Consider the following 22,209-nt stretch of genomic DNA (forward strand, 5'->3'; position numbering starts at 1 on the left):
GCGGCTTGTTTCCACAGAGCGCATGTTGCATGGCGCTCAGCGGGCCGGGTGGCAGTTGAACTGCCCCGGCCCGTTTTGCTTTCCGGTCAGAAGCCGGGCACCGGCTCGCCCAGCATCTTGGTGCGGGCGAAGACGTAGGGAATGGAGCCCATGGCCAGCAGTTCGTCGTGGAAACGGCGCTCGGAGTACTGCGCGCCGAGCTTTTTCTTGTAGTCGGCCTTTAGCGCCAGGATCTGCTGCTTGCCGGCGAAGTAGCAGATCAGCTGCGCTGGCCAGTTGACGCTGCGCTTGAGCTCGGGGTCGATCTCGCCCTTGCCGGGCTGGGCTTCGTCCTTCCAGTCGGCGCCTTGCTGCAGCGGCCATTTGCCGGTTTCGATGTTGACGTCGTAGACCACGCGGCGGATGCGGAAGCGGTCGCTGCGCAGCACGTTGTATTGCGCGGCCAGCGAGTTGCCCAGGCCGCCTTGCTCCCACATTTCCTGCTCGGCATACAAGGCCCAGCCTTCGTTCTGCACGGCATCCTGGAACAGGTTGCGCAGCGGATTCGGGTTCAGCCGGGCGATGCTGAGCTGCAGGTGATGGCCGGGCACGCCTTCGTGTACCGCATACGGCCCCATGCCGGTCTCCTTGAACAGCACCAGGCCGCGCACATTGCGCTCGCGCTCTTCCTGCGACATGGCGGGGTTGAAGTGGCCGATGTTCCACCAGCCGACCGTGTCGTCGATGAAGGGCGGCGGCGGGTTCATGCTGCCGCCATCGCCGGTCAGCGGCACCATCGCGTCAGGTGTGACGCGGGTGCGCACGGGGCCCACGCCCGCCGGCACGGTGACAAAGCCGGCCGCCTGAATCGCGGCCAGGTTCTGCAGCTGGATCTGGTCGTGCAGCGCCAGGATGGCGGCCTGGTTGAGCGCGGTGGCCTGCTGCTTCAGCTCGGGCGGCAGCGGCCCGGGCGGTGGCAACTGCGGCTTGAGCTTGGCCATCTCTGCGTCGGCCGTGGCCAGCTTCTGCTCGGCCAGTGCCAGCAGCGCGGCCGGGTCCCAGGGCAGCAGGCTGGCGTGCTTCAGGCGCCAGGCGTAGTTCTCGGCCCCAATGACGGCATAGGGCTGGTCGAGGTGGCTGCGTTCCAGTTCGCGGCGGTAGGCGCTGAGCGCGGCGATGGCCGCGTCGCCCTGTGGCACTGGCCTGGCCTTCAGCATGGCGATCATCCCGTCCAGCAGGCCTTGGGCAACCTCGGCGTCCACCTGCGTGGGCCGGCACAGCGCGCTCATTTCGCGGACCAGCGCGGGGATTTGCCCGGCGATGGCGCTCAGCGCATCGCTGCGGCCTGGTGCGTAGGTGAGGATGGCCAGGTAGCTGTTGGCCGTGGTTTCCAGCCAGGCGCCCGGGCGGTGCAGGTACAGGCGCTCGACGTTGAGCTCGCGGTCCATGCGCTCGGCATTGGCATACACCCAGCGCAGGTCGATCTGCTGGTCCACCGGCCACTGACGCCAGGGCAGGGCGCGCAGCCGGGCCATGTCCGCTCGCAGGCGCTTGGTCAGCGCCGCGATGTGTTGCGGCGCGAAGGAGGGCAGGCGCAAGGCGTCGTCGACCAGGCCGGACTGGGACGCGAAGTCCGGCGTGTAGGCGGCCTGCACCAGCAGCACGTCGCGGGCGACGGCAACAAAGCGCGGGTCGCCGGGGATCTGGATCTTGCTGATGCGCGGCGCGGCGACTACCGTTGCGGCTGCGGGCGCCGAATCGGCAGGCCTCGCGTGGACCGGGGCAGCCGCGAAAGCGGAAAGCGCTGCAGCGAGCAGCCAGGAAGGGGACGCGGAAAGGTTCGGCATGGCGTGAGCACAGTGGAGATGCGCCGCGCACGATAGCCGAAGCCGCGGCGCCCGCGCCTGCCGCGAGATGAGTCAGCCCAGCGCCCGGGGCCGTCTCATGGGCATTGCCTACTTTGCCGGGCGAACTTCGCCCGAACCCACCACGCTGCGGCTGACCTTGGGGTTGCCGGTGTAGCTGATGTCGCCGGAGCCGACGATCTGGCCGTTCAGCGTGTCGCTGGCGTTGACGCGGGCGTCGCCGCTGCCGGCGATGTTGGCCTTGACGTTGCGGGCTTGCAGGTCGAGGGCGTTGACGTCGCCGGAGCCGGCGATGTTGACGTCGAAGTCCGCGGCGCGGCCTTGCAGTGAAACGTCACCCGAGCCCGCGAGGTTGGTGCTCAGCTTGCCGAGCTCGGCATTGCGCAGCTTCACGTCGCCGGAGCCGGCCAGGTTGAGTTGGAACTTGTCGCCCTTGATGGCTTCGATGCTGACGTCGCCGCTGCCGCGGGAGTCCACAGCGGTGAGCTGGGTGAACTCGACGGTGATGCGGGTCACGCCGTTGGTGCTGATGCTGGTGTGGGGCTTGTAGGTCAGGACCAGCGTGTCGCCTTCCACCGAGGTGACGATCAGCGGCAGGATGTTGTCGTCCGCATGCACGGTGACCTTCTGGCTCGCGCCAGGCTTGGCGACCACGTTCATGCTGCCTTCCAGCCGCAGCCGGGTGAAGCCGCCGACGTTGCGCACTTCATCGACCATCTTGCCCGAGCCCTGGACCTTGGTGCTGTTGCCGAAGCTGATGTCGATGGCGTGCGCGGTGGCGGGTGCCAACAGCGACAGTGGCAGGCCTGCAGCGGTCGCGGCGGAAAGCGAAAGCAGGAAGCGGCGGGAGGTCATGGGGTGGGCCCTTCATCAAGACGTGGATGGTGCGCGGCGGCACAGGCCGTGCCGCTGCGATGCCCGGCATGCTAGGTGACGCCGGCGAGCGCCGGACCGGCTTGCGACAGGCCGCCGGTGCCGGGGGACGAAGCGTGGCATGGCGATGACGAACTGCACGGCGGCCTGCACGGCACCGGTTGCGGCGCCCGGCCCGTGCGAGTCAGTCCGCGTCCTGCCAGACGCCGTCCTGCAGCAGCTGGTAGGGCTTGAACTGCACCTTGTAGGCCATCTTCGGGCTCTCGGCGATCCAGTAGCCCAGGTAGACATGGCGCAGCTTGAGCTGCCTGGTCTGCTCGATCTGCCACATCACGCCATAGGTGCCGTAGCTGGCTTTCTCATCCGGATCGTAGAAGGTGTAGACGGCCGACAGGCCGTCGGACAGGATGTCGACGATGGAGACCATGCGCAGCAGGCCGGGGCCCTTGCCGTCGAGGTTGGGCTCGCGGAATTCGATCATGCGCGAGTTGACGCGGCTCTGCAGCAGGAACTGGGTGTACTGGTCCACGCTGTCCTGGTCCATGCCGCCACCGGCGTGCCGGCCGGCCTGGTAGCGCAGGTACAGCTCGTAGTGCTCGGCCACGAAACCCAGCCGCAGCACCCGGCTTTGCAGGTGGCCGTGGCGCGCCCAGGCGCGGCGCTGGCTGCGCGTGGGAACGAAGCTGGCCACCGGCACGCGCATGGGCTGGCAGGCGCGGCAACTGTCGCAGTAGGGCCGGTAGGTGAACAGGCCGCTGCGCCGGAAGCCGTTGGCGACCAGCGCGGAGTAGGTCTCGGCGTGGATCAGGTGGCCGGGGGTGGCCACCTGCGAGCGGGCCTGCCGGTCGGGCAGGTAGCTGCAGTCGTAAGGTGCCGTTGCATAGAACTGCAGCGACGTGAACGGGAGCTCTTTCGGATGCGTCACGGTGCGGGAGAGGCAGGCGCGGCGAGGCCGGAGGGGGGCGACGGCTCCCTGGCCGACGGTTCGGCCAGTCCCAGCAGGCGCCAATGCTGCGGATCATAGGCCCAGCGCGGCGGCTCGGGTGCCGCCACGGTGGCGGCGAGATGGGCTTCGAACTCGGCCCGCGGCACCGGCCGCGCGCCCAGGCTGGCCAGGTGGCTGGTGTCCTGCTGGCAGTCGATCAGGCGAACCTGCTCGGCGCGGCAGAAGGCGACCAGCGCGGCCAGCGCGATCTTGGAAGCGTCGGTGCGGTGGGCAAACATCGATTCGCCGTACACCATGCGGCCCAGGTTCAGGCAGTAGAGCCCGCCGACCAGCCGGCCGTCGATCCAGGTCTCGACGCTGTGGGCCACGCCCAGGCGGTGCAGCCGGATGTAGGCCTCTATCATCTCGGGCACGATCCAGGTGCCGGGCTGGCCGTCTCGCGGAGTGGTCGCGCAGGCCTGTATGACCGCTCGGAAGTCATGGTCGAAACGGATTTCGCAACCCGGCGTGGTGACAAAGCGCTGCAGCGTCTTGCGCAGTGAGCGCGAAAGCTTGAACTCTGCCGCCGGCAGCACCATGCGCGGGCTGGTGCTCCACCACAGCACCGGCTGGCCGGGGGCATACCAGGGAAAGATGCCGTGACGGTAGGCCTCGCACAGCCGCTCCGGCGACAGCCCGCCGCCCGCGGCCAAGAGGCCAGGGGCGTCGCTGTCTTCCCCCAGCGCTCGCGCGGTGGAAGGAAACGGCATGTCGTCGGTCAGCCAGGTGATCTGCATCGGCGCCCAGGATAGCGCCGACCGGGGCCGGCGTCGCGCCCAGGGACGGGCCTGGCGTGATGTCAGGCACTCATCACGGAGATCAAAGTAACGGGACGATCAACAGTGCGACGATGTTGATGATCTTGATCAGCGGGTTGATGGCCGGGCCGGCGGTGTCCTTGTACGGGTCGCCCACGGTGTCGCCGGTGACGGCCGCCTTGTGCGCTTCGCTGCCTTTGCCGCCATGGTGGCCGTCCTCGATGTACTTCTTGGCGTTGTCCCAGGCGCCGCCGCCGGTGCACATCGAAATGGCGACGAACAGGCCGGTGACGATGGTGCCCATCAGCAGCCCGCCCAGGGCGGCCGGGCCCAGCGCCATGCCAACGACCACCGGCACGACCACCGGCAGCAGCGAAGGCACGATCATTTCCTTGATCGCCGCGGTGGTCAGCATGTCCACCGCGCGGCCGTATTCCGGCTTGGCCGTGCCTTCCATGATGCCCTTGATCTCCTTGAACTGCCGCCGCACCTCGACGACCACCGCACCCGCTGCGCGGCCCACGGCTTCCATGGCCATCGCGCCGAACAGGTAGGGAATCAGCCCGCCGATGAACAGGCCGACGATGACCCGCGGGTCGCTGAGGTCGAAGCTGACATGCAGGCCGCGGCCTTCCAGCGAGTGGGTGTAGTCGGCGAACAGCACCAGCGCGGCCAGGCCGGCCGAGCCGATGGCGTAGCCCTTGGTGACGGCCTTGGTGGTGTTGCCCACGGCGTCCAGCGGGTCGGTCACCGCGCGCACGCTTTCGGGCATGTCGGCCATCTCGGCAATGCCGCCGGCGTTGTCGGTGATCGGGCCGTAGGCGTCCAGCGCGACGACGATGCCGGCCATGCTCAGCATGGAGGTTGCGGCGGTGGCAATGCCGTACAGCCCCGCCAACTGGTAGGCGAACAGGATGGCCAGGCAGACGAAGAATACCGGCCAGGCGGTGGAGCGCATGGACACGCCCAGGCCGGCAATGATGTTGGTGCCGTGGCCGGTGGTGGAGGCTTGCGCGATGTGCTGTACCGGCTTGTACTGCGTGCCGGTGTAGAACTCGGTGATCCAGACCAGCGCGGCGGTCAGCACCAGGCCCACCGCGCAGGCGCCGAACAGGCGCATGTGGGTGTTGGCGCCCAGCGCGTCGGCCGGCATGAACATGGTGGTGACGAAGTAGAACGCCACCAGCGACAGGATGCCGGCCACGGCCAGCCCGCGGTACAGCGCCGGCATCACGTTCTTCATGCCGGGCGAGGCCTTGACCACGCTGCAGCCGATGATGGAGGCAACGATGGACACGCCGCCCAGCAGCAGCGGGTAGACGACAGCGGCCATCGGGGCCGTGGCCACCACCAGCGCGCCCAGCGACATGGTGGCGATCAGCGTCACTGCGTAGGTCTCGAACAGGTCGGCGGCCATGCCGGCGCAGTCGCCGACGTTGTCACCCACGTTGTCGGCGATCACCGCCGGGTTGCGCGGGTCGTCCTCCGGGATGCCGGCCTCGACCTTGCCGACCAGGTCGGCGCCCACGTCCGCGCCCTTGGTGAAGATGCCGCCGCCCAGCCGCGCGAAGATGGAGATCAGCGAGGAGCCGAAGGCCAGGCCAAGCAAGGGCTTGAGCGTTGCGCTGAGCACATCCGGGGCGGTGCTCAGGTTGCCGGTGATGACCATCAGGAAGATGCCCACGCCCAGCAGCCCCAGGCCGACCACCAGCATGCCGGTGATGGCGCCGCCGCGGAAGGCGACTTTGAGGGCCGGGCCGATGCCCAGCGTGGCGGCCTGCGCGGTGCGCACGTTGGCCCGCACCGAGACATTCATGCCGATGAAGCCGCAGGCGCCCGAGAGCACCGCGCCGACGACGAAGCCGCCCGCTGTAAGCGGCCCGAGGAAGATGGCGATCAGGATGGCCAGCACCACGCCGACGACGGCAATCGTCTTGTACTGCCTTGCCAGGTAGGCGGCAGCACCTTGCTGCACCGCGGCGGCGATCTCCTGCATGCGCGGGTTGCCGGCGTCCTGTCTGAGAATCCAGCCTCGCTGGACAAACCCGTAGATCACGGCCAGCAGGCCACAGGCCAGCGCTATGTGAAGCGCCACGGTGTTGGACATCCAAGTCTCCTTCCGCTCTCAGACCAAGAAAACGCCGGGCCGCCCCAAGTTTTCTGACCCCCCCCGCGGGGGGCGGGCTGGGCGTAGCCCGGCCCTGGGGGCACGCACCAACATTGAGGATCTGCGCCCGGGTCCGAGGCCCGCGTCGGGACACATCCCGGGTCGCCGGGCGATGCTAAGGGGAAGGGCGGCGGGCCGGCATGGTGTTTACCTGCGGTGGTACCCAGCGCCTGCGAAAGCCGGTGTCCGTCAGGGGCGGGCAAGTCGGCTCCTTAGAATACGGGTTATCCCGCCGAGCGTTGGGCACTGCTTCAACCGCCGAATTTCCCCACTCCCTTCGAGACAAATCATGAGCCTGCAGAAAGTGACCGCTGGTGCCAAGGCGCCCGACCAGTTCAACGTGATCATCGAGATCCCGATGAATGCCGACCCGATCAAGTACGAAGTGGACAAGGAAACCGGCGCGATCTTTGTCGACCGCTTCATGACCACCGCGATGCACTACCCGTGCAACTACGGCTATGTGCCGCAGACGCTGTCGGACGACGGCGACCCGGTGGACGTGCTGGTCATCACCCCGTACCCGCTGACGCCTGGCGTGGTCGTCACCTGCCGGCCCATCGGCGTGCTGAAGATGGAAGACGAAGCCGGCGGCGACGCCAAGCTGCTGGCCGTGCCCATCGACAAGGTGCTGCCGATCTACACCCACTGGCAAAAGCCGGAGGACATCAACCAGATGCGCCTGAAGGCCATCCAGCACTTCTTCGAGCACTACAAGGACCTGGAACCGAACAAGTGGGTGAAGGTCCAGGGCTGGGAAGGCCCGGAAGCCGCCAAGGCCGAGATCGTGCACGGCCAGAAGCAATGGGCGGACAGCCAGAAGGCCTGATGCCCGAGGCCTTTACCAAGCTGAGTTAACGTCGCCCGCTTCGGGCGCGCATGCCCGTCGGCCGCCAACCGCGGCAGGCAGGCGTGGGCACAGCAGACAGAGCCGCCCCCGAGGCGGCTTTTTCGTGTCCGCAGCGCGCTGCCCTGCCTGCATCTGGAGATTCCTGTCGATGTCGCGTCGCCTTTCCCTGCGTTCACTGCGTTCCTTCGCACCTTCGGCCCTGGCCTGGGCCTGTGTCACCTTGCTGGCTGCGACCGGCGCTCAGGCGGCGGCGCCTGCACCGGCCCCCAAGGCCGCGGTCGCCGCTGCGGTCGCCGGGCCACTGGTCCCTGTGACCAAGGTCGAAGGCATCACCGAATTCCGCCTGCCCAACGGCTTGCAGGTGCTGCTGGCACCCGACGATGCCAAGCCGACCACCACGGTGAACCTGACCTACCACGTCGGCTCGCGCCAGGAGAACTACGGCGAGACCGGCATGGCGCATTTGCTGGAACACCTGATGTTCAAGGGCACGCCGACGCACCCCGCCGTGTGGGCCGAGTTCAGCAAGCGCGGGCTGCGGGCCAATGGCAGCACCTGGCTGGACCGCACCAACTACTTCGCCAGCTTCACCGCCAATGACGACACGCTGCGCTGGTTCCTGGACTGGCAGGCCGACGCGATGGTCAACAGCTTCATCGCCCGCAAGGACCTGGACACCGAAATGACGGTGGTGCGCAACGAGATGGAGCGCAGCGAGAACGATCCGTCCAGCATCCTGGAGCAGAAGGTGGTGTCCGCCATGTACGAGTGGCACAACTACGGCAAGAGCACGATTGGCGCCCGGACGGACGTGGAGAACGTCGACATTCCCCGCCTGCAGGCCTTCTATCGCCAGTACTACCAGCCGGACAACGCGACGCTGATCGTCGCCGGCAAGTTCGACGCCAAGCAAACCTTGGCCTGGATACAGCAGGCTTTTGCCAAGACGCCCAAGCCGACGCGGGTGCTGCCCAAGCTGTATACGCTGGACCCGGTGCAGGAAGGCGAGCGCAGCGTGGTGCTGCGCCGCCAGGGCGGCACGCCGCTTCTGAATGCGGCCTACCCGGTGATGCCCGGCGCGCACCCGGACAGCGCGGCCATGACGCTGCTGGGCTCGGTGATGGGCGACGTGCCCGGCGGCCGGCTGCACCAGCGCCTGGTGACGACCGGCCTGGCTGCAGCGGTGGAGTTCGACATGGCCCAGCTGTTCGACCCGGGCTTCATCGAGTTCCAGGCCAAGCTCTCGCCCGGCCAGGCCTGGGAGCCGACACGTGACAAGCTGCTGGCGACGCTGGAATCGGTGGGCACGGAACCCGTCACCGCAGAAGAACTGGAGCGTGCCCGCGGCCGCTGGCTGAAGAGCTGGGAGCTGCGCTTTGCGAACCCGGAGAGCGTGGGCGTGGCCTTGTCGGAAAGCGTGGCGCTGGGCGATTGGCGCATGTTCTTCCTGCAGCGCGACCGCATCAAGGCGGTGACGCTGGCGGACATCAACCGCGTGGGCGCCCAGCGCCTGCTGCGCGACAACCGGACGCTGGGCATTTACCTGCCCGACGATCACCCGCAGCGCCCGCCGGCGCCGCAGGCCGTTGCCGTGGCGGACCAGTTCAAGGACTACCACCCGGTGGCCGAGCTGCCGCAGGCCGAGGCCTTTGACGCCACGCCGGCCAACATCGAGGCCCGCACGCACTACAGCCAGATCGCCCCCGGCCTGAAGCTCGCGCTGCTGCCCAAGGGCACGCGCGGTGATCTGGTCAACGCCACGCTGGCGCTGCACCTGGGCGACGAGGCCTCGTTGAAGGGCCAGTCCGACGCGGCCGAGATGATGGCCGCGCTGCTGGACAAGGGCAGCGCCACGCTGAGCCGCCAGCAGATCCAGGACCGCCTGACCGCGCTGAAGGCCGAGCTGGCCTTCAGCGGCGGGCCGACCCGGTTGCAGGCGCGCATCGTCTCGCCCAAGGACAACCTGCCCGCGGTGATCGCGCTGATGGGCGAGCTGTTGCGCCAGCCGGCCTTCCCGGCCGCGGCGCTGGAGGAGCTGCGCCAGCAAAGCCTGGCCAGCCTGGAAACCCAGCGCAAGGAGCCGCAGGCCATCCTCAGCACCGAGCTGTCGCGCCGCGGCAACCCGTATCCGCGGGGCGACGTGCGCTACAGCGAGAGCTTCGACGAGCAGGCCGAAGACCTGCGCGCGCTGACGCTGGCGCAGGTGAAGGCCTTCCACCAGCGTTTCGTTGGCGCGGGCAACGCCGAGTTCGCCGCGGTCGGCGCGATGGACGAGGTTGCGGTGAAGGCGGCGCTGGAGAAGGCGCTGGGCGGCTGGCAGGCGCAGCAGGCCTTCCAGCGCGTGCCGGACCCGCTGGTGCCGCGCAAGGGCGAGCGCATGGTCTTCGAGACGCCGGACAAGCAGAACGCTTCGCTCTACGCCTTGCTGTCGCTGCCGGTCAAGGACGGCGATGCCGATGAAGCAGCGCTGCGCGTGGCCAACTTCATCTTCGGCCAGGGCGGCAACTCGCGGCTGTGGAAGCACATCCGTGAGGCCGAAGGGCTGAGCTACAGCGTGGGCAGCGGTCTGGCGCTGGACCCGCTGAACGCCAACTCGACCTTCTACGGCTTTGCGATCTTTGCGCCGCAGAACCGCGCCAAGGTGGAGGCCGCCTTCAAGCAGGAGTTCGACCGCGCGCTGGCCGAGGGCTTCAGCGCCGCCGAGGTGGCCCAGGCCCAGCAAGGCCTGCTGAACGCGCGCCGCCTGGCGCGTGCCCAGGATGGCGCACTGGCAGCCGGCCTGGCCAGCAATCTCTACCTGGGCCGCACCCAGGCCCAGTCCGAGGCGCTGGACAAGGCGATTGCCGGCGTCACGGCCGCGCAGGTCAGCGAGGTCTGGCGCCGCCATGTTCAGGCCGAACGCCTCTTGCTCGGCGTGGCCGGGGACTTCAAGGGCCAGTGAGGACGAGGCGCCGTCGGCCGCCGCCAGAAAGCGGCGGCGGCTGACAAGACGCGTGGCCGGCAGCGGGCAGCATCCTCGTGATGAGGAGCACCACCATGGCCACGCATTTCGACAGCATGACCGACAGGCTGAAAAACGCCTGGAAGCCGTTCAAGCGGCCAACCACCCGGCGCGCCTACCGCTGCCAATGCGGCCGGCCGGTCTTTTTCCGCAACAGCGAGTGCCTGTACTGCCACACCCCGCTGGGCTATGACCCGGCCTGCGCGCAGGTGCTGCCGCTGGCGCTGACGGAAGACGGCATCGCCTGGCGCCGCTTTGGCGTCGACGAACAGTCCACGCTGTACCGGCGCTGCGCCAACTTCCGCTCGGCCGCGGGCTGCAACTGGTTGCTGCCGATGCAGGCGTCGCCTGCGGCCGAAGCGTCGCCAGGTGCCGCGCAGGAACTTGCGCCTGCGTTGCCTGTCGTCGCGCATCCCGAAGCCGAATCCGCCGACGCCGAACCCCAGGTGCCACCGCCGATGATGTGCGCCGCATGCCGGCTGAACCGCACGATTCCCGACCTGTCTCAGCCGGAAAACCAGGGGCGCTGGGCGCATGTGGAACTGGCCAAGCGGCGCCTGGTCTCGCAGCTGATCGCGCTTGGCCTGCCGGTGGTGCCCAAGACCGAGGATCCGGACCGCGGCATTGCCTTCGACTTCCTGGGCCGCGCGCCGGACGGTCCGCCGGTGATGACCGGGCATGACCACGGCGTGATCACGCTGAACATCGAGGAAGCCGACGACGTGCGGCGCGAGCAGGTGCGTGCCGAGATGCGCGAGCCTTACCGCACGCTGCTGGGTCACTTCCGCCACGAGATCGGCCATTACTACTGGGACCTGCTGGTGGACGGCAGCGGCTGGCTGCCGCACTTTCGCGCACTGTTCGGCGACGAGCGGCTGGACTACACGGCCGCGCTGAAGGCCAACTACGAGCAAGGTCCGCCGGCGGACTGGCCGCAGCGCTTTGTCAGCGCTTATGCCAGCACCCATCCGTGGGAGGACTGGGCCGAGACCTGGGCCCACTACCTGCACATGGTGGACACGGTGGACACCGCTTTGAGCTTCGGCATCGACGCCGACGAGGTCGAGCTGGAAGCCGACCCGTGGACGCAGGAGTCGCTGTGGCAGCCAGCGCATCCGGGGGCCGAGGCTTTCCTCGGCTTCCTGAATGCGTGGGTGGAGCTGACAGCGGTGATCAACGAGATGTCGCGCAGCATGGGCCAGCACGACTTCTACCCCTTCGTGCTGCCGCACCTGGCCGTGGCCAAGCTGCAATTCATCCACCTGGTGGTGCAGGGTGGCGAGCCGCCGCCGCCGGCGCCTGCGCCTGCGGCGGCTGTGCCGGCCGCGACAATCGGGGCGCGGCCGCAAGCAGCACTTGCAGGCTGAGCCCGCCCCTTCCTGTTGTTCACCTGGGCGCTGCTTGCAGCGCATGCATTGCCATGAGCCTCTCCACCGTCTTCCAGCACTTCGCCAACAAGACTTCGCGGGCAGCCGGCCAGCCGCTGACTTTTGTCGGCGCTGTCACGATCATCGTGCTTTGGGCCTTGTGCGGGCCGATGTTCGGCTTCAGCGACACCTGGCAGCTGATCATCAACACCAGCACCACCATCGTCACCTTCCTGATGGTGTTCCTGATTCAGAACACGCAGAACCGCGACGGCGAGGCGATGCAGATCAAGCTCGACGAGCTGATCCGCGCCGTCAAGGAGGCCAACAACGCGATGATCGACCTGGAACAGCTGGACGAGGCCGAGCTGGACCGGCTGCGCGAGACCTACATCCTGCTGGCGCAGAAGGCGCGCCGCGGCGTGCAAGCCGGCAAGGACAGCGCCGAGATCATTCAGGAGCAACTGGACGAGGAGCCTTGAACGGGTCGCGCTCGCGCAACTCGTCCATGTAGGCGCCCATGCCTTCGGTCTCACGGGCCAGGAAGTCTTCCACCGCCGCTGAGAATTGAGGGTGCGCCAGCCAGTGCGCCGAGGCGGTGGCCACCGGCAGCAGGCCGCGTGCCATCTTGTGTTCGCCCTGCGCGCCGCCCTCGAAGCGCGCAAAGCCCTGGGCAATGCACCACTGCAGCGGCTGGTAGTAGCAGGCCTCGAAGTGCAGCTGCGGCACATGCACCGCCGCGCCCCAGTAGCGGCCCCAGGCGCTGCGGCTGGCGCGGTCGATGGCCAGCAGCGACGCGGCAATCGGCTGGCCTTCGCGCTCGGCGATGAACAGCAGCCAGTGCGACGACATGGTCGTGGCCATGCGGCGGAAGAAGTCGCGCGTCAGGTAGGGCGTGGAGTGGTGCTCGGCGTAGGTCTGCTGGTAGCAGCGGTAGAAGAAGTCCCAGTCGGCTTCGGTGATCTGCGCGCCTTCCAGCGTGCGGAACGAGACGCCCGCCTCGGCCACGCGGCGGCGCTCCTGCTGGATCTTCTTGCGCTTCTCGCGCTGCAGGCTGGCCAGGAATTCGGCGAAGTCGGCAAACGGCCCGTCTGGCCCGACGCGGTTTTCCCAGTGGAACTGCACGCCGCTGCGCAGCATCCAGCCGGCGGCGCGGGCGGCGGCCTGTTCGTCTGCGTCCAGGAACAGCAAATGGGCGGAGGACAGCTGCTGCGCTTCGGCCAGCTGGCGCAATGCGGCCAGCAGCGCCTTGCGTGCCGGTGCGTCGGCCGCCAGCAGCCGGCTGCCGGGCACGGGGGTGAAGGGCACGGCCGTCAGCAGCTTGGGGTAGTAGTCCAGCCCGTGGCGCTGGTAGGCGTCGGCCCAGGCCCAGTCGAAGACGTACTCGCCATACGAATGGCTCTTCAGGAAGGCGATGGTGGCACCGACCAGTTCGCCTCCACGCGACAGCCCCAGCCACAGCGGCGCCCAGCCGCTGGCTTCGGTGGCGCTGCCGGACTGCTGCAGCGCTGCCAGGTAGGCATGGCGCATGAACGGCGTGGGCTGGGCCTGGCGGGCCAGCAAGGCGTCCCAGGCGGGGGCATCGAGCTCGGCGGGATCGGTGTGGATCGCCAGCGTGTAGTCATTCATCCGGGCGCTCATTCGGGCGGGTGCCTCCGCAGGCTGGCTTGGGGCGGGAAGAACCAGTACATGTGCGCCGGATCTTAGGCGTAAGTCCTATTCCCTGCGGGTCACCCGCCGGACTTGCGCGCAGGGTTCCATGCTTAAATCAAGCCCAGCATTCGCCATTCGGCGTTGGCACCATGGAGAAGGTCATGAAGCAGATCACCGCCATCATCAAACCGTTCAAGCTCGAAGAGGTTCGGGAGGCCTTGGCCGAGGTGGGCGTGTCGGGGCTGACCGTCACCGAGGTAAAGGGTTTTGGCCGCCAGAAGGGCCACACCGAGCTGTACCGCGGCGCCGAGTACGTGGTCGACTTCCTGCCCAAGGTCAAGGTCGAGGTGGTGGTCAAGGACGTGGATGTGGATCGCAGCATCGAGGCCATCGTCAAGGCCGCCAAGACCGGCAAGATCGGCGACGGCAAGATCTTCGTCACGGCGATCGAGCAGGTCGTGCGCATCCGCACCGGCGAGACCGACGAATCGGCGGTCTGACACCGCGCCTGCCGCGCCCCGCTGGCGCAGGTTTCAGATGCGGCTGAAGTCTTCGCGCCGCGTGCTGATGACACTGGCTGCGGCGATCTGACTCAGCAGGGCCTGCGGATCGGCCTGTACCTGCAGCAGCGCCTGCTGGCCAGCATCGACAAAGCCGCTGGCTTCGGTCTGCTGAAGAAAGCCCAGCAGCAGGTCGTAGAAGCCGCCTACGTTCAAAAGGCCGATGGGTTGGTCGTGGTAGCCCAGGTGGCGCCAGGTCCAGACTTCGAACAACTCTTCCAGCGTGCCCAGGCCGCCGGGCAGCGCGATGAAGGCATCTGCCGCTTCTGCCATGGCCTGCTTGCGGGCATGCATGGTGGGCACGACGACCAGTTCGGTCAGTCCCGTGTGGCCCACCTCGCGCGCCTCCAGCCGCTGCGGGATGACACCCAGCACCGAGCCGCCGGCCGCCAATGCGGCGTCCGCCACTTCGCCCATCAGGCCCACGCGGCCGCCGCCATAGACCAGCCGCCAGCCGCGTTCGGCGATCAGGCGGCCCAGCGTGCGGGCGGCTTCGGTGAACGCCGGGTCACTGCCGTGGCGCGAGCCGCAGTAGACGCAAACTGAAAACGGGCGGGTGGCGACAGTCGTCATGGCCTCAAGCGTACCGCAGGGCCGCCGCTGCTCAGGCTGTTGAAGAAGATGTCGCCTCGGCCTTGGCGACCGGCCGCTGGGGCCGCCAGGTGATGAGCCGCGTGCCGCAGACCGCGTCATGCCAGAACTGGCGCTGCGGATGCAGCCGGGCAAGTGCCGCATAGCCCAGCACGCCGGCCAGCAGCACGCCGAAGATGGCCGGGCCATGCAGCCCGGCGAAGTGCGCCGTGGCCAGGGCCGGTGCAAACCACAACCAGGCGAGCACGAAACGTCCCAGCGCCCGGGTTTGGCCGACCGGACGGCCCTGGCCGTCGACCAGCCGGACGTGCCAGGCCCGCATCGCCACGGTCTGGCCGCCATGGCTCCAGAACCAGACGAAGTAGATGGCCAACACCACCAGCAGGAACAACTGCAGCCCGGTGACGCCGATGCGGGCGTCCTTCATCTGCGTCAGGGTCGAGTACAGCCAGCCCGCCAGCATCAGCACGCCGAACAGCAGCACGCCTTCATAAGTGAAGGCGGCCAGCCGGCGCATCACCGAAGGTGTCTGCAGCGCGGCGGCTGCTGCGGCGGCAGCGGGCGCGGGCGGCGAGGAAACGGGGGAGGGGGGAGCAGGGGTCACGGCGGCGGGCTGGGCTGCGGCCAGGGGTGGCCGCGGGTCGCCTCAGTTTAGCGGCCGTCGCCGTTGCCGCCGTTTCGGCCGCGCTGTGGGCCCCCACCGGGTCCGCGCTTGGGCAGCAGCGTGGCGCGGTCGACCTGGTCCGGCCGGGTGTTGATCTTGGGCTGGCCCACCTGCTGGTGAGCCGGCGGCGCAGGGCTGCGCGTGACCAGCGAAGTGGTCGCGCCGCCGGTGCTGCCCTGCACGGTGGACGGGCTGATCGGGTGCTGCGTCGGGCCATCCGGCCGCGCATTGACGATGTTGGACTTCGGCACCTGCGCGTCCACCGGGGCCATGCGCAGTGACCGAGCGCCGGTGGCGGCGGGCGCGGTGGGCGGGTTGCCGGCAGCCGAGCGGCGTGCAGCCAGCGCTTCGCGTTCCTCGCTGGGCAAAGCCTGGTAGGCCTCCCAGTTGGCACGCCTGTCGCCGGGGGAAATCTGCTTGGATTGCTGGTAGTTCTGTCGCGCGGCACTGCGCTGCTGCGGGCTCATGTTCGACCATTCGCCCATTCGCTGCTGGATACGCTCTTGCTGCTGGGGCGACATCTTCGGGAAGCGCGAGGCGACTTCCATCCACTTGGCGCGGTTTTCGGCCGGCAGCTGGTTCCAGTTCTTGCCCAGCGGCGCCAGCACGTTGCGCTGCGAACTGCTTAGGCTGTTCCAGCTCGGGCCGCCACTGCTGCTGCCCTCGTCCGGCTGCGCCTGCACCACCCAGGGCGACAGGCACAACAGGGCGGCCAGCAGCGCAGCGCGCCACAAAGGCCGGTTCGGGGAGGCGGGGTGGGTCACGGGCATCTCGGCTTGGAACTGCTCAGCGGGGTTCGAAAAAAATGGCGAAAAAGACAGGGCAGGCTGGGCGCACGGGCCGAGGCCGTCGGCAACTGCACAGGCGCGGCAGCCGGACGGCGCCGGCTGTCAGTTGTGCCGATTGGTCTTCACGAACTCGGCAAAGCCGGGGTCGCTGTAGGCGTCGGGCGGCAGGTCGTCGCTCAGCAAGGCGGTGTCAAGGTCGGCCGTGGCCACGACCTGTGCACGGTCATGCCAGCTGTCGATCTGCACCACGCCCGCCAACAGCAGCACCAGCGGCAGGGCGGACGCAAAGCGGAACAGCCAGGGCGAGTGGCCGCCCAGCAGGCCGGCGCCGCCGCGGGCGGACTTGCCGACCAGCACCGTGGTGCTGGCGGCTTGCGTTTGAGCTTGCGTCTGCAGCTTGCGGCTGGCCATGGCGCGCGCCAGTGCCTGCTCGCGGGCGAAACGCAAGCGGGTGTCGATGTCATGTGCCGGCGTGCCTTGTGCACGCTCGCTGAGCGCCGCGGTGACACGCAGCCCGAAGCGGGCTTCAATGCCAGCGCTCTCGCGGTGCTGTTCGGCAGGGCGGGAAGAAGGGGTCTTCACAGCGTTATTCCCTTGGCTTTCAAAGATTTGGCCAGTGCATGCACGGCGCGCGAGCAGTGGGTTTTCACGCTCCCTTCGGAGCAACCCATCACGCTCGCGGTTTCCGCGACGTCCATTTCCTCCCAGTAACGCAACAGGAAGGCCTCTCGTTGACGGCCTGGCAACTGCGCGACTTCCAGCTCGATCTGGTGCAAGATCTGTTCCCTGCCGACGGTGTCGGCGGCGCTTTCCGAGCCCAGGCTGCCCTCGACGGTTTCCAGCATTTCGAGCAGGTCGAAATCGCCGTCTTCGCCGTGGCCCTCGAAGTCCGACATGTTGGTCATCACCGCACTGCGCACCTTGCGGCGGCGGAACCAGTCCATCGTGGCGTTGGACAGGATGCGCTGGAACACCAGCGGCAATTCGGCGGGCGGACGGTCGGCGTATTTCTCCGCCAGCCGGATCATGGCGTCCTGCACGATGTCCAACGCAGCGTCTTCATCTCGCACGGTATAGACCGTGCGCTTGAAGGCGCGCTTTTCGACGCTCTTGAGGAAATCTGAGAGTTCTTTGTCGGAGGCCAAGGCTGCGGAGGGCGTGCTGGGGCACCCGTCTGAGGACGTGGGATTATGTCACTGCACCTTGTCTTCCCCGGGGTTGCCGGGTGAGCGCCGCTTCAACAGTGCAATAATGCGCCTTCGCACTTGGTGCGACTTGGTCTCAGGCTGCCCCGACCGCGGGTGCAGCAATTGTTGATCGCGCAGGTCCCAAATCCGTCTCACGAGGATGCGAGGAGGGGCACCGAAGGTTTTTCGTCAGAGAAATTCACAGAGGTTCGAAATGAACGTGTCTGCCGCGGAAGTCAAGCGTGGCGCCCCTGCTGAGGGTCGCTCCCAGAATTCTTCCTCTCCCTCCTCCTCTTTTGCTGCCCCGTCCTCTGCCGCCTCGAATGGCGCCAATGGCAAGGAACTCAACGGGTCGCAGATCCTCGTGCGCTGCCTGCAGGCCGAGAACGTCAAGTACATGTGGGGCTACCCGGGCGGGTCAGTGCTTTACATCTACGACGCGCTGTACCAGCAAGACACCATCCAGCACGTGCTGGTGCGCCATGAACAGGCGGCCATTCACGCGGCGGACGGCTATGCCCGCGCCACTGGCGATGTCGGCGTGGCGCTGGTGACCTCGGGTCCGGGGGTGACGAATGCCGTGACCGGCATCGCCACCGCCTACATGGACTCGATCCCGATGGTGATCATCACCGGACAGGTGCCCACGCCTGCCATCGGCCTGGACGCCTTCCAGGAATGCGACACCGTCGGCATCACCCGGCCCATCGTCAAGCACAACTTCCTGGTGAAGGACGTGCGCGACCTGGCGCTGACGCTCAAAAAGGCATTCCACATCGCCCGCACCGGCCGTCCCGGCCCGGTCGTGGTGGACATCCCGAAGGACGTTTCGCTGAAGACCGCGCCTTTCCACTACCCCGAGCAGGTGGAAATGCGGTCCTACAACCCGGTCAAGAAGGGCCATGGCGGCCAGATCCGCAAGGCGGTGCAACTGCTGCTGCAGGCGCGCCGCCCTTACATCTACACCGGCGGCGGCGTGATCCTGGGCGAGGCCACGGCCGAGTTGCGCCAGCTGTGCGACCTGCTGGGCTACCCGGTCACCAACACGCTGATGGGCCTGGGCGCCACCTCTGCGTCCGACCCGAAGTTCCTCGGCATGCTGGGCATGCACGGCACCTACGAAGCCAACATGACGATGCAGAACTGCGACGTCCTGCTGGCGGTGGGCGCGCGTTTCGACGACCGGGTGATCGGCAACCCGAAGCACTTCGCCTCGGTCGAGCGCAAGATCATCCACATCGACATCGACCCCTCGTCGATCTCCAAGCGCGTCAAGGTCGACATCCCGATCGTCGGTGACGTCAAGGACGTGCTGCAGGAGCTGATCGCCCAGATCCGCGAAGCGCAGCAAAAGCCCGATACCTCGGTGATCTCCCAGTGGTGGAGCCAGATCAATGAATGGCGCCGCAAGGAATGCCTGGCCTACCGCCGCAGCCCGGATGTGATCAAGCCGCAGCAGGTGGTCGAGGCGCTGTGGGAAATGACCCGCGGCACCGACTGCTACGTGACCTCCGATGTCGGCCAGCACCAGATGTGGGCCGCGCAGTACTACCGCTTCGACGAGCCGCGCCGCTGGATCAACTCCGGCGGCCTGGGCACGATGGGCGTGGGCCTGCCGTATGCGATGGGCATCAAGCTGGCCAAGCCGAATGCGGACGTGTTCTGCATCACCGGTGAAGGCTCGATCCAGATGAACATCCAGGAACTCTCGACCTGCCAGCAGTACAAGACGCCGGTCAAGGTGATCTCGCTGAACAACCGCTACCTGGGCATGGTGCGGCAGTGGCAGGAACTGGACTACGAAGGCCGCTACTCGCACAGCTACATGGACGCGCTGCCGGACTTCGTGAAGCTGGCTGAGGCCTATGGCCATGTCGGCATCAAGATCGAGAAGCCTTCCGAGGTGGAGCCGGCGCTGAAGGAGCTGATCCGGCTGAAGGACCGCACCGTGTTCCTGGACGTGCGCACCGACCCGACCGAAAACGTCTGGCCGATGGTGCAGACGGGCAAGGGCATTTCCGAGATGCTGCTGGGCTCCGAGGACTTGTGACCAGCACGAGGCGGGCCGGACGGGTGCTGTTACCGCAGCATTCGCCGCGCCCCGCTGAAGGCTGGTGACACCTCGGGATCTGATCTCGGTTCCTCCGGTTCGGCCGTTCCCTTCAGGTTCGTCGGACCAACTTTTCTCAACGATTCGACAGACGTGGCCAAGGCCTTCCGGTTACCGCCGGCTGGCTGAAGAGCGCGTCAGGAGATCCGCAATGAAACACATCATCGCCGTGCTGCTCGAAAACGAGCCCGGCGCCTTGTCGCGCGTGGTGGCCTTGTTCTCCGCCCGCGGCTACAACATCGAGAGCCTCACCGTCGCCCCGACGGAAGACCCGTCGCTGTCGCGCATGACCATCGTCACGACCGGCTCGGACGAGGTGATCGAGCAGATCACCAAGCACCTGAACCGGCTGGTCGACGTGGTCAAGGTGGTCGACCTCACCGAAGGCCAGTACACCGAGCGTGAACTGATGCTGATCAAGGTGCGTGCCGTCGGCAAGGAGCGCGAAGAGATGAAGCGCATGGCCGACATCTTCCGCGGCCGCATCATCGACGTGACCGAGAAGAGCTACACCATCGAGCTGACCGGCGACGCCGGCAAGCTGGATGCCTTCATCGAAGGCCTGGACCGCACCGCGATCCTGGAGACGGTTCGCACTGGCTCCAGCGGCATCGGCCGCGGCGAGCGCATCCTCAGAGTTTGACCCCCACCACCCCTGAGCGCCTTCGGCGCTCCCCCTCAAGGGGGCGCTGCGGCGGCCTGGCAAAGCCAGTTCCGCGGCAGCCGCTTGGTAAAGCCCCCGCAATCACAACCGAATTTTTCTGGAGAAGACCATGAAGGTTTACTACGACAAGGACGCCGACATCTCGCTGATCAAGGGCAAGAACGTCGCGATCATCGGCTATGGCTCGCAAGGCCATGCGCACGCCCAGAACCTGAACGACAGCGGCTGCAAGATCACCGTCGGCTTGCGCCGCGGTGGCGCGTCGTGGTCCAAGGTCGAAAAGGCGGGCCTGAAAGTGGCCGAGGTCGCCGATGCGGTCAAGGGCGCCGACGTGGTGATGATCCTGCTGCCGGACGAGCAGATCGCCGAGGTCTACAAGAAGGACGTCGAGCCGAACATCCGCGAAGGCGCTTCGCTGGTCTTCGCGCATGGCTTCAACGTGCACTACGGCCAGGTCGTGCCGCGCGCCGACCTGGACGTGTGGATGGTCGCTCCGAAGGCGCCTGGCCACACGGTGCGTGGGACCTACGTGCAAGGTGGCGGCGTGCCGCACCTGATCGCGATCTACGCCGACAAGTCCGGCAAGGCGCGCGACCTGGCACTGAGCTATGCCGCGGCCAATGGCGGCGGCAAGGCCGGCATCATCGAAACCAACTTCCGCGAAGAAACCGAAACCGACCTGTTCGGCGAACAAGCGGTGCTGTGTGGCGGCACCGTCGAGCTGATCAAGGCGGGTTTCGAGACGCTGGTGGAAGCCGGCTACGCGCCGGAAATGGCCTACTTCGAGTGCCTGCACGAGCTCAAGCTGATCGTCGACCTGATCTATGAAGGCGGCATCGCCAACATGAACTACTCGATCTCGAACAACGCCGAATACGGCGAGTACGTCACCGGCCCGCGCGTCGTGACCTCCGAGACCAAGCAGGTCATGAAGCAGGTGCTGAAGGACATCCAGACCGGCGAATACGCCAAGAGCTTCATCCTGGAAAACAAGGCCGGCGCGCCGACGCTGATCTCGCGCCGCCGCCTGACCGAGGAGCACCAGATCGAGGTCGTCGGCGACAAGCTGCGCGCGATGATGCCCTGGATCAAGGCCAACAAGCTGGTCGACAAGTCGCGCAACTGATCGCGCCTCAAGGCCCTGCCAGCCAAGGCCGCATCCCGCTGGATGCGGCCTTTCTTTTGGCCTGAGCTATCCTGCCCGCCATGACGCCTGAAACTCTTGAGGACGACGAGCCTGGCTTGAACGTCCGCCCTCGTCGCAAGGGCATTTATGCCCTGCCCAACGCCATCACCCTCGGTGCGTTGTTCTCTGCTTTCTACGCCATCGTCATGGCGATTGCCGGCCGGTTCGAGCTCGCCTGCGTCGCCATCTTCGCTGCCGCCATTCTCGACAGCCTCGATGGCCGCGTGGCGCGCATGACCAATACGCAGTCTGCCTTCGGCGAGCAGATGGACAGCCTGTCGGACATGGTGGCCTTTGGTGCTGCGCCGGCCCTGATCGTCTACATGTGGGCGCTGAAGGACATGGGCAAGCCGGGCTGGATCCCGGCCTTCGTCTACATCGCTGGCGCTGCACTTCGCCTGGCACGCTTCAACGTCAACATCGGCGTGGTCGACAAGCGCTTCTTCCAGGGGCTGCCCAGCCCGGCCGCAGCGGCGCTGGTGATCGGCCTGATCTGGAGCGTGGTGGACGGCGCCGACAGCCAGCGGGTCCAGCCCGGCAGCTGGGTGGGCTGGGCGGCTTATGGCATCACGCTGTTTGCCGGGCTTTCGATGGTGACGAACGCGCCCTTCTACAGTTTCAAGGTCTTCGACCGGCGTCGCTCGGTGCCCTTCATCGTGCTGGTTGCGATCATGCTGGCGATTGGCGTGGCGGCGCTCGATCCAGCTCGCGTGCTTTTTGGTGTCTTCTGCATCTACGGACTCTCTGGCTATGCGATCTATGCGTGGCGAAAGGCGAAGGGTCGGCCGGCGAGCGTGATCTCCACCAGCACCGACGAGCCGGATGAACGCGGTTTGCATCACTAGCAAAACCTGTTAGATTCCAGCCCCATGCGTTTCGAGTACGTCATTGCCCAGCTGGGCATGTCCCAACTGCTACTAGCCCTAGAGGAACCACGGGTTCGCTAGTCAGCCAGTCACGT

20 protein-coding genes are annotated in these 22,209 nt (G+C 67.2%); 9 read left to right on the forward strand and 11 right to left on the reverse strand.

The window, feature by feature from the left end; all coding sequences use genetic code 11:
* Nucleotides 1-86: 86 nt before the first annotated feature.
* From LRH25_RS30325 to LRH25_RS30345, 5 genes are all read right to left on the reverse strand, one after another.
* The gene (locus tag LRH25_RS30325; RefSeq protein ID WP_141285652.1) at nucleotides 87-1,826 is read right to left on the reverse strand and encodes a DUF885 family protein; all 1,740 of its coding nucleotides are present in this window, start codon (nucleotides 1,824-1,826) and stop codon (nucleotides 87-89) included.
* A 108-nt stretch (nucleotides 1,827-1,934) separates the two neighbouring features.
* A complete protein-coding gene (locus tag LRH25_RS30330) occupies nucleotides 1,935-2,699 on the reverse strand; it encodes a head GIN domain-containing protein (RefSeq protein ID WP_141285650.1) in 765 nt (254 codons plus the stop codon).
* Nucleotides 2,700-2,901: 202 nt separating this feature from the next.
* On the reverse strand, nucleotides 2,902-3,642 hold the full coding sequence (locus tag LRH25_RS30335) for an arginyltransferase (RefSeq protein WP_141285647.1): 741 nt from the start codon (nucleotides 3,640-3,642) through the stop codon (nucleotides 2,902-2,904).
* Nucleotides 3,639-4,439, reverse strand: a complete 801-nt coding sequence (gene aat / locus LRH25_RS30340; protein WP_141285645.1) for a leucyl/phenylalanyl-tRNA--protein transferase — start codon at nucleotides 4,437-4,439, stop codon at nucleotides 3,639-3,641. Before aat ends, LRH25_RS30335 begins: the two co-directional genes overlap by 4 nt.
* Before the next feature lie 82 nt (nucleotides 4,440-4,521).
* Complete coding sequence (locus LRH25_RS30345; protein ID WP_141285643.1) at nucleotides 4,522-6,567, reverse strand: sodium-translocating pyrophosphatase; 2,046 nt, start codon at nucleotides 6,565-6,567, stop codon at nucleotides 4,522-4,524.
* A 349-nt stretch (nucleotides 6,568-6,916) separates the two neighbouring features.
* Here LRH25_RS30345 and ppa point away from each other — a divergent pair, with 349 nt between their 5' ends.
* From ppa to LRH25_RS30365, 4 genes are all read left to right on the forward strand, one after another.
* On the forward strand, nucleotides 6,917-7,456 hold the full coding sequence (gene ppa / locus LRH25_RS30350; RefSeq protein WP_141285641.1) for an inorganic diphosphatase: 540 nt from the start codon (nucleotides 6,917-6,919) through the stop codon (nucleotides 7,454-7,456).
* A gap of 169 nt (nucleotides 7,457-7,625) precedes the next feature.
* Entirely contained in the window at nucleotides 7,626-10,418 is a 2,793-nt protein-coding gene (locus LRH25_RS30355) for a M16 family metallopeptidase (protein WP_141285639.1), read from the forward strand.
* A 95-nt stretch (nucleotides 10,419-10,513) separates the two neighbouring features.
* On the forward strand, nucleotides 10,514-11,845 hold the full coding sequence (locus LRH25_RS30360; RefSeq protein WP_375140558.1) for a zinc-binding metallopeptidase family protein: 1,332 nt from the start codon (nucleotides 10,514-10,516) through the stop codon (nucleotides 11,843-11,845).
* Between the two features lie 53 nt (nucleotides 11,846-11,898).
* Nucleotides 11,899-12,327, forward strand: a complete 429-nt coding sequence (locus tag LRH25_RS30365; protein WP_141285636.1) for a low affinity iron permease family protein — start codon at nucleotides 11,899-11,901, stop codon at nucleotides 12,325-12,327.
* Here LRH25_RS30365 and LRH25_RS30370 read toward each other — a convergent pair.
* Nucleotides 12,296-13,474: a GNAT family N-acetyltransferase gene (locus LRH25_RS30370; RefSeq protein WP_141285634.1), complete on the reverse strand. Its 1,179-nt coding sequence runs from the start codon at nucleotides 13,472-13,474 to the stop codon at nucleotides 12,296-12,298. The two genes, LRH25_RS30365 and LRH25_RS30370, sit on opposite strands and share 32 nt — an antisense overlap.
* 185 nt (nucleotides 13,475-13,659) lie before the next feature.
* Here LRH25_RS30370 and LRH25_RS30375 point away from each other — a divergent pair, with 185 nt between their 5' ends.
* Entirely contained in the window at nucleotides 13,660-13,998 is a 339-nt protein-coding gene (locus LRH25_RS30375; protein WP_141285632.1) for a P-II family nitrogen regulator, read from the forward strand.
* Between the two features lie 33 nt (nucleotides 13,999-14,031).
* Here LRH25_RS30375 and LRH25_RS30380 read toward each other — a convergent pair whose 3' ends face one another.
* The 5 genes from LRH25_RS30380 to LRH25_RS30400 all read right to left on the reverse strand — a co-directional run bounded on the left by LRH25_RS30380 (nucleotide 14,032) and on the right by LRH25_RS30400 (nucleotide 17,246).
* Nucleotides 14,032-14,631: an LOG family protein gene (locus tag LRH25_RS30380; protein WP_141285630.1), complete on the reverse strand. Its 600-nt coding sequence runs from the start codon at nucleotides 14,629-14,631 to the stop codon at nucleotides 14,032-14,034.
* Nucleotides 14,632-14,662: 31 nt separating this feature from the next.
* Nucleotides 14,663-15,253, reverse strand: a complete 591-nt coding sequence (locus LRH25_RS30385; protein WP_231013122.1) for an RDD family protein — start codon at nucleotides 15,251-15,253, stop codon at nucleotides 14,663-14,665.
* 47 nt (nucleotides 15,254-15,300) lie between these two features.
* Nucleotides 15,301-16,077 (reverse strand): DUF3106 domain-containing protein, encoded by a 777-nt coding sequence (locus LRH25_RS30390; protein WP_231013123.1) that lies wholly within the window; start codon nucleotides 16,075-16,077, stop codon nucleotides 15,301-15,303.
* A 126-nt stretch (nucleotides 16,078-16,203) separates the two neighbouring features.
* Nucleotides 16,204-16,683, reverse strand: coding sequence for a DUF3619 family protein (locus LRH25_RS30395; protein WP_231013124.1), 480 nt, complete (start codon nucleotides 16,681-16,683; stop codon nucleotides 16,204-16,206).
* Nucleotides 16,680-17,246, reverse strand: a complete 567-nt coding sequence (locus tag LRH25_RS30400; protein ID WP_141286788.1) for an RNA polymerase sigma factor — start codon at nucleotides 17,244-17,246, stop codon at nucleotides 16,680-16,682. Before LRH25_RS30400 ends, LRH25_RS30395 begins: the two co-directional genes overlap by 4 nt.
* A gap of 256 nt (nucleotides 17,247-17,502) precedes the next feature.
* On the opposite strand from LRH25_RS30400, the gene LRH25_RS30405 reads away from it, so the two are divergent.
* From LRH25_RS30405 to pssA, 4 genes are all read left to right on the forward strand, one after another.
* Complete coding sequence (locus tag LRH25_RS30405; protein ID WP_141286789.1) at nucleotides 17,503-19,338, forward strand: acetolactate synthase 3 catalytic subunit; 1,836 nt, start codon at nucleotides 17,503-17,505, stop codon at nucleotides 19,336-19,338.
* Between the two features lie 211 nt (nucleotides 19,339-19,549).
* Nucleotides 19,550-20,041, forward strand: a complete 492-nt coding sequence (gene ilvN / locus LRH25_RS30410) for an acetolactate synthase small subunit (protein ID WP_141286790.1) — start codon at nucleotides 19,550-19,552, stop codon at nucleotides 20,039-20,041.
* A 130-nt stretch (nucleotides 20,042-20,171) separates the two neighbouring features.
* The gene (gene ilvC / locus LRH25_RS30415) at nucleotides 20,172-21,188 is read left to right on the forward strand and encodes a ketol-acid reductoisomerase (RefSeq protein WP_141286791.1); all 1,017 of its coding nucleotides are present in this window, start codon (nucleotides 20,172-20,174) and stop codon (nucleotides 21,186-21,188) included.
* 80 nt (nucleotides 21,189-21,268) lie between these two features.
* The gene (gene pssA / locus LRH25_RS30420; RefSeq protein ID WP_141286792.1) at nucleotides 21,269-22,093 is read left to right on the forward strand and encodes a CDP-diacylglycerol--serine O-phosphatidyltransferase; all 825 of its coding nucleotides are present in this window, start codon (nucleotides 21,269-21,271) and stop codon (nucleotides 22,091-22,093) included.
* Nucleotides 22,094-22,209: the final 116 nt, after the last annotated feature.

This window comes from Ideonella azotifigens (assembly GCF_021043325.1).
GTDB lineage: Bacteria > Pseudomonadota > Gammaproteobacteria > Burkholderiales > Burkholderiaceae_C > Ideonella > Ideonella azotifigens.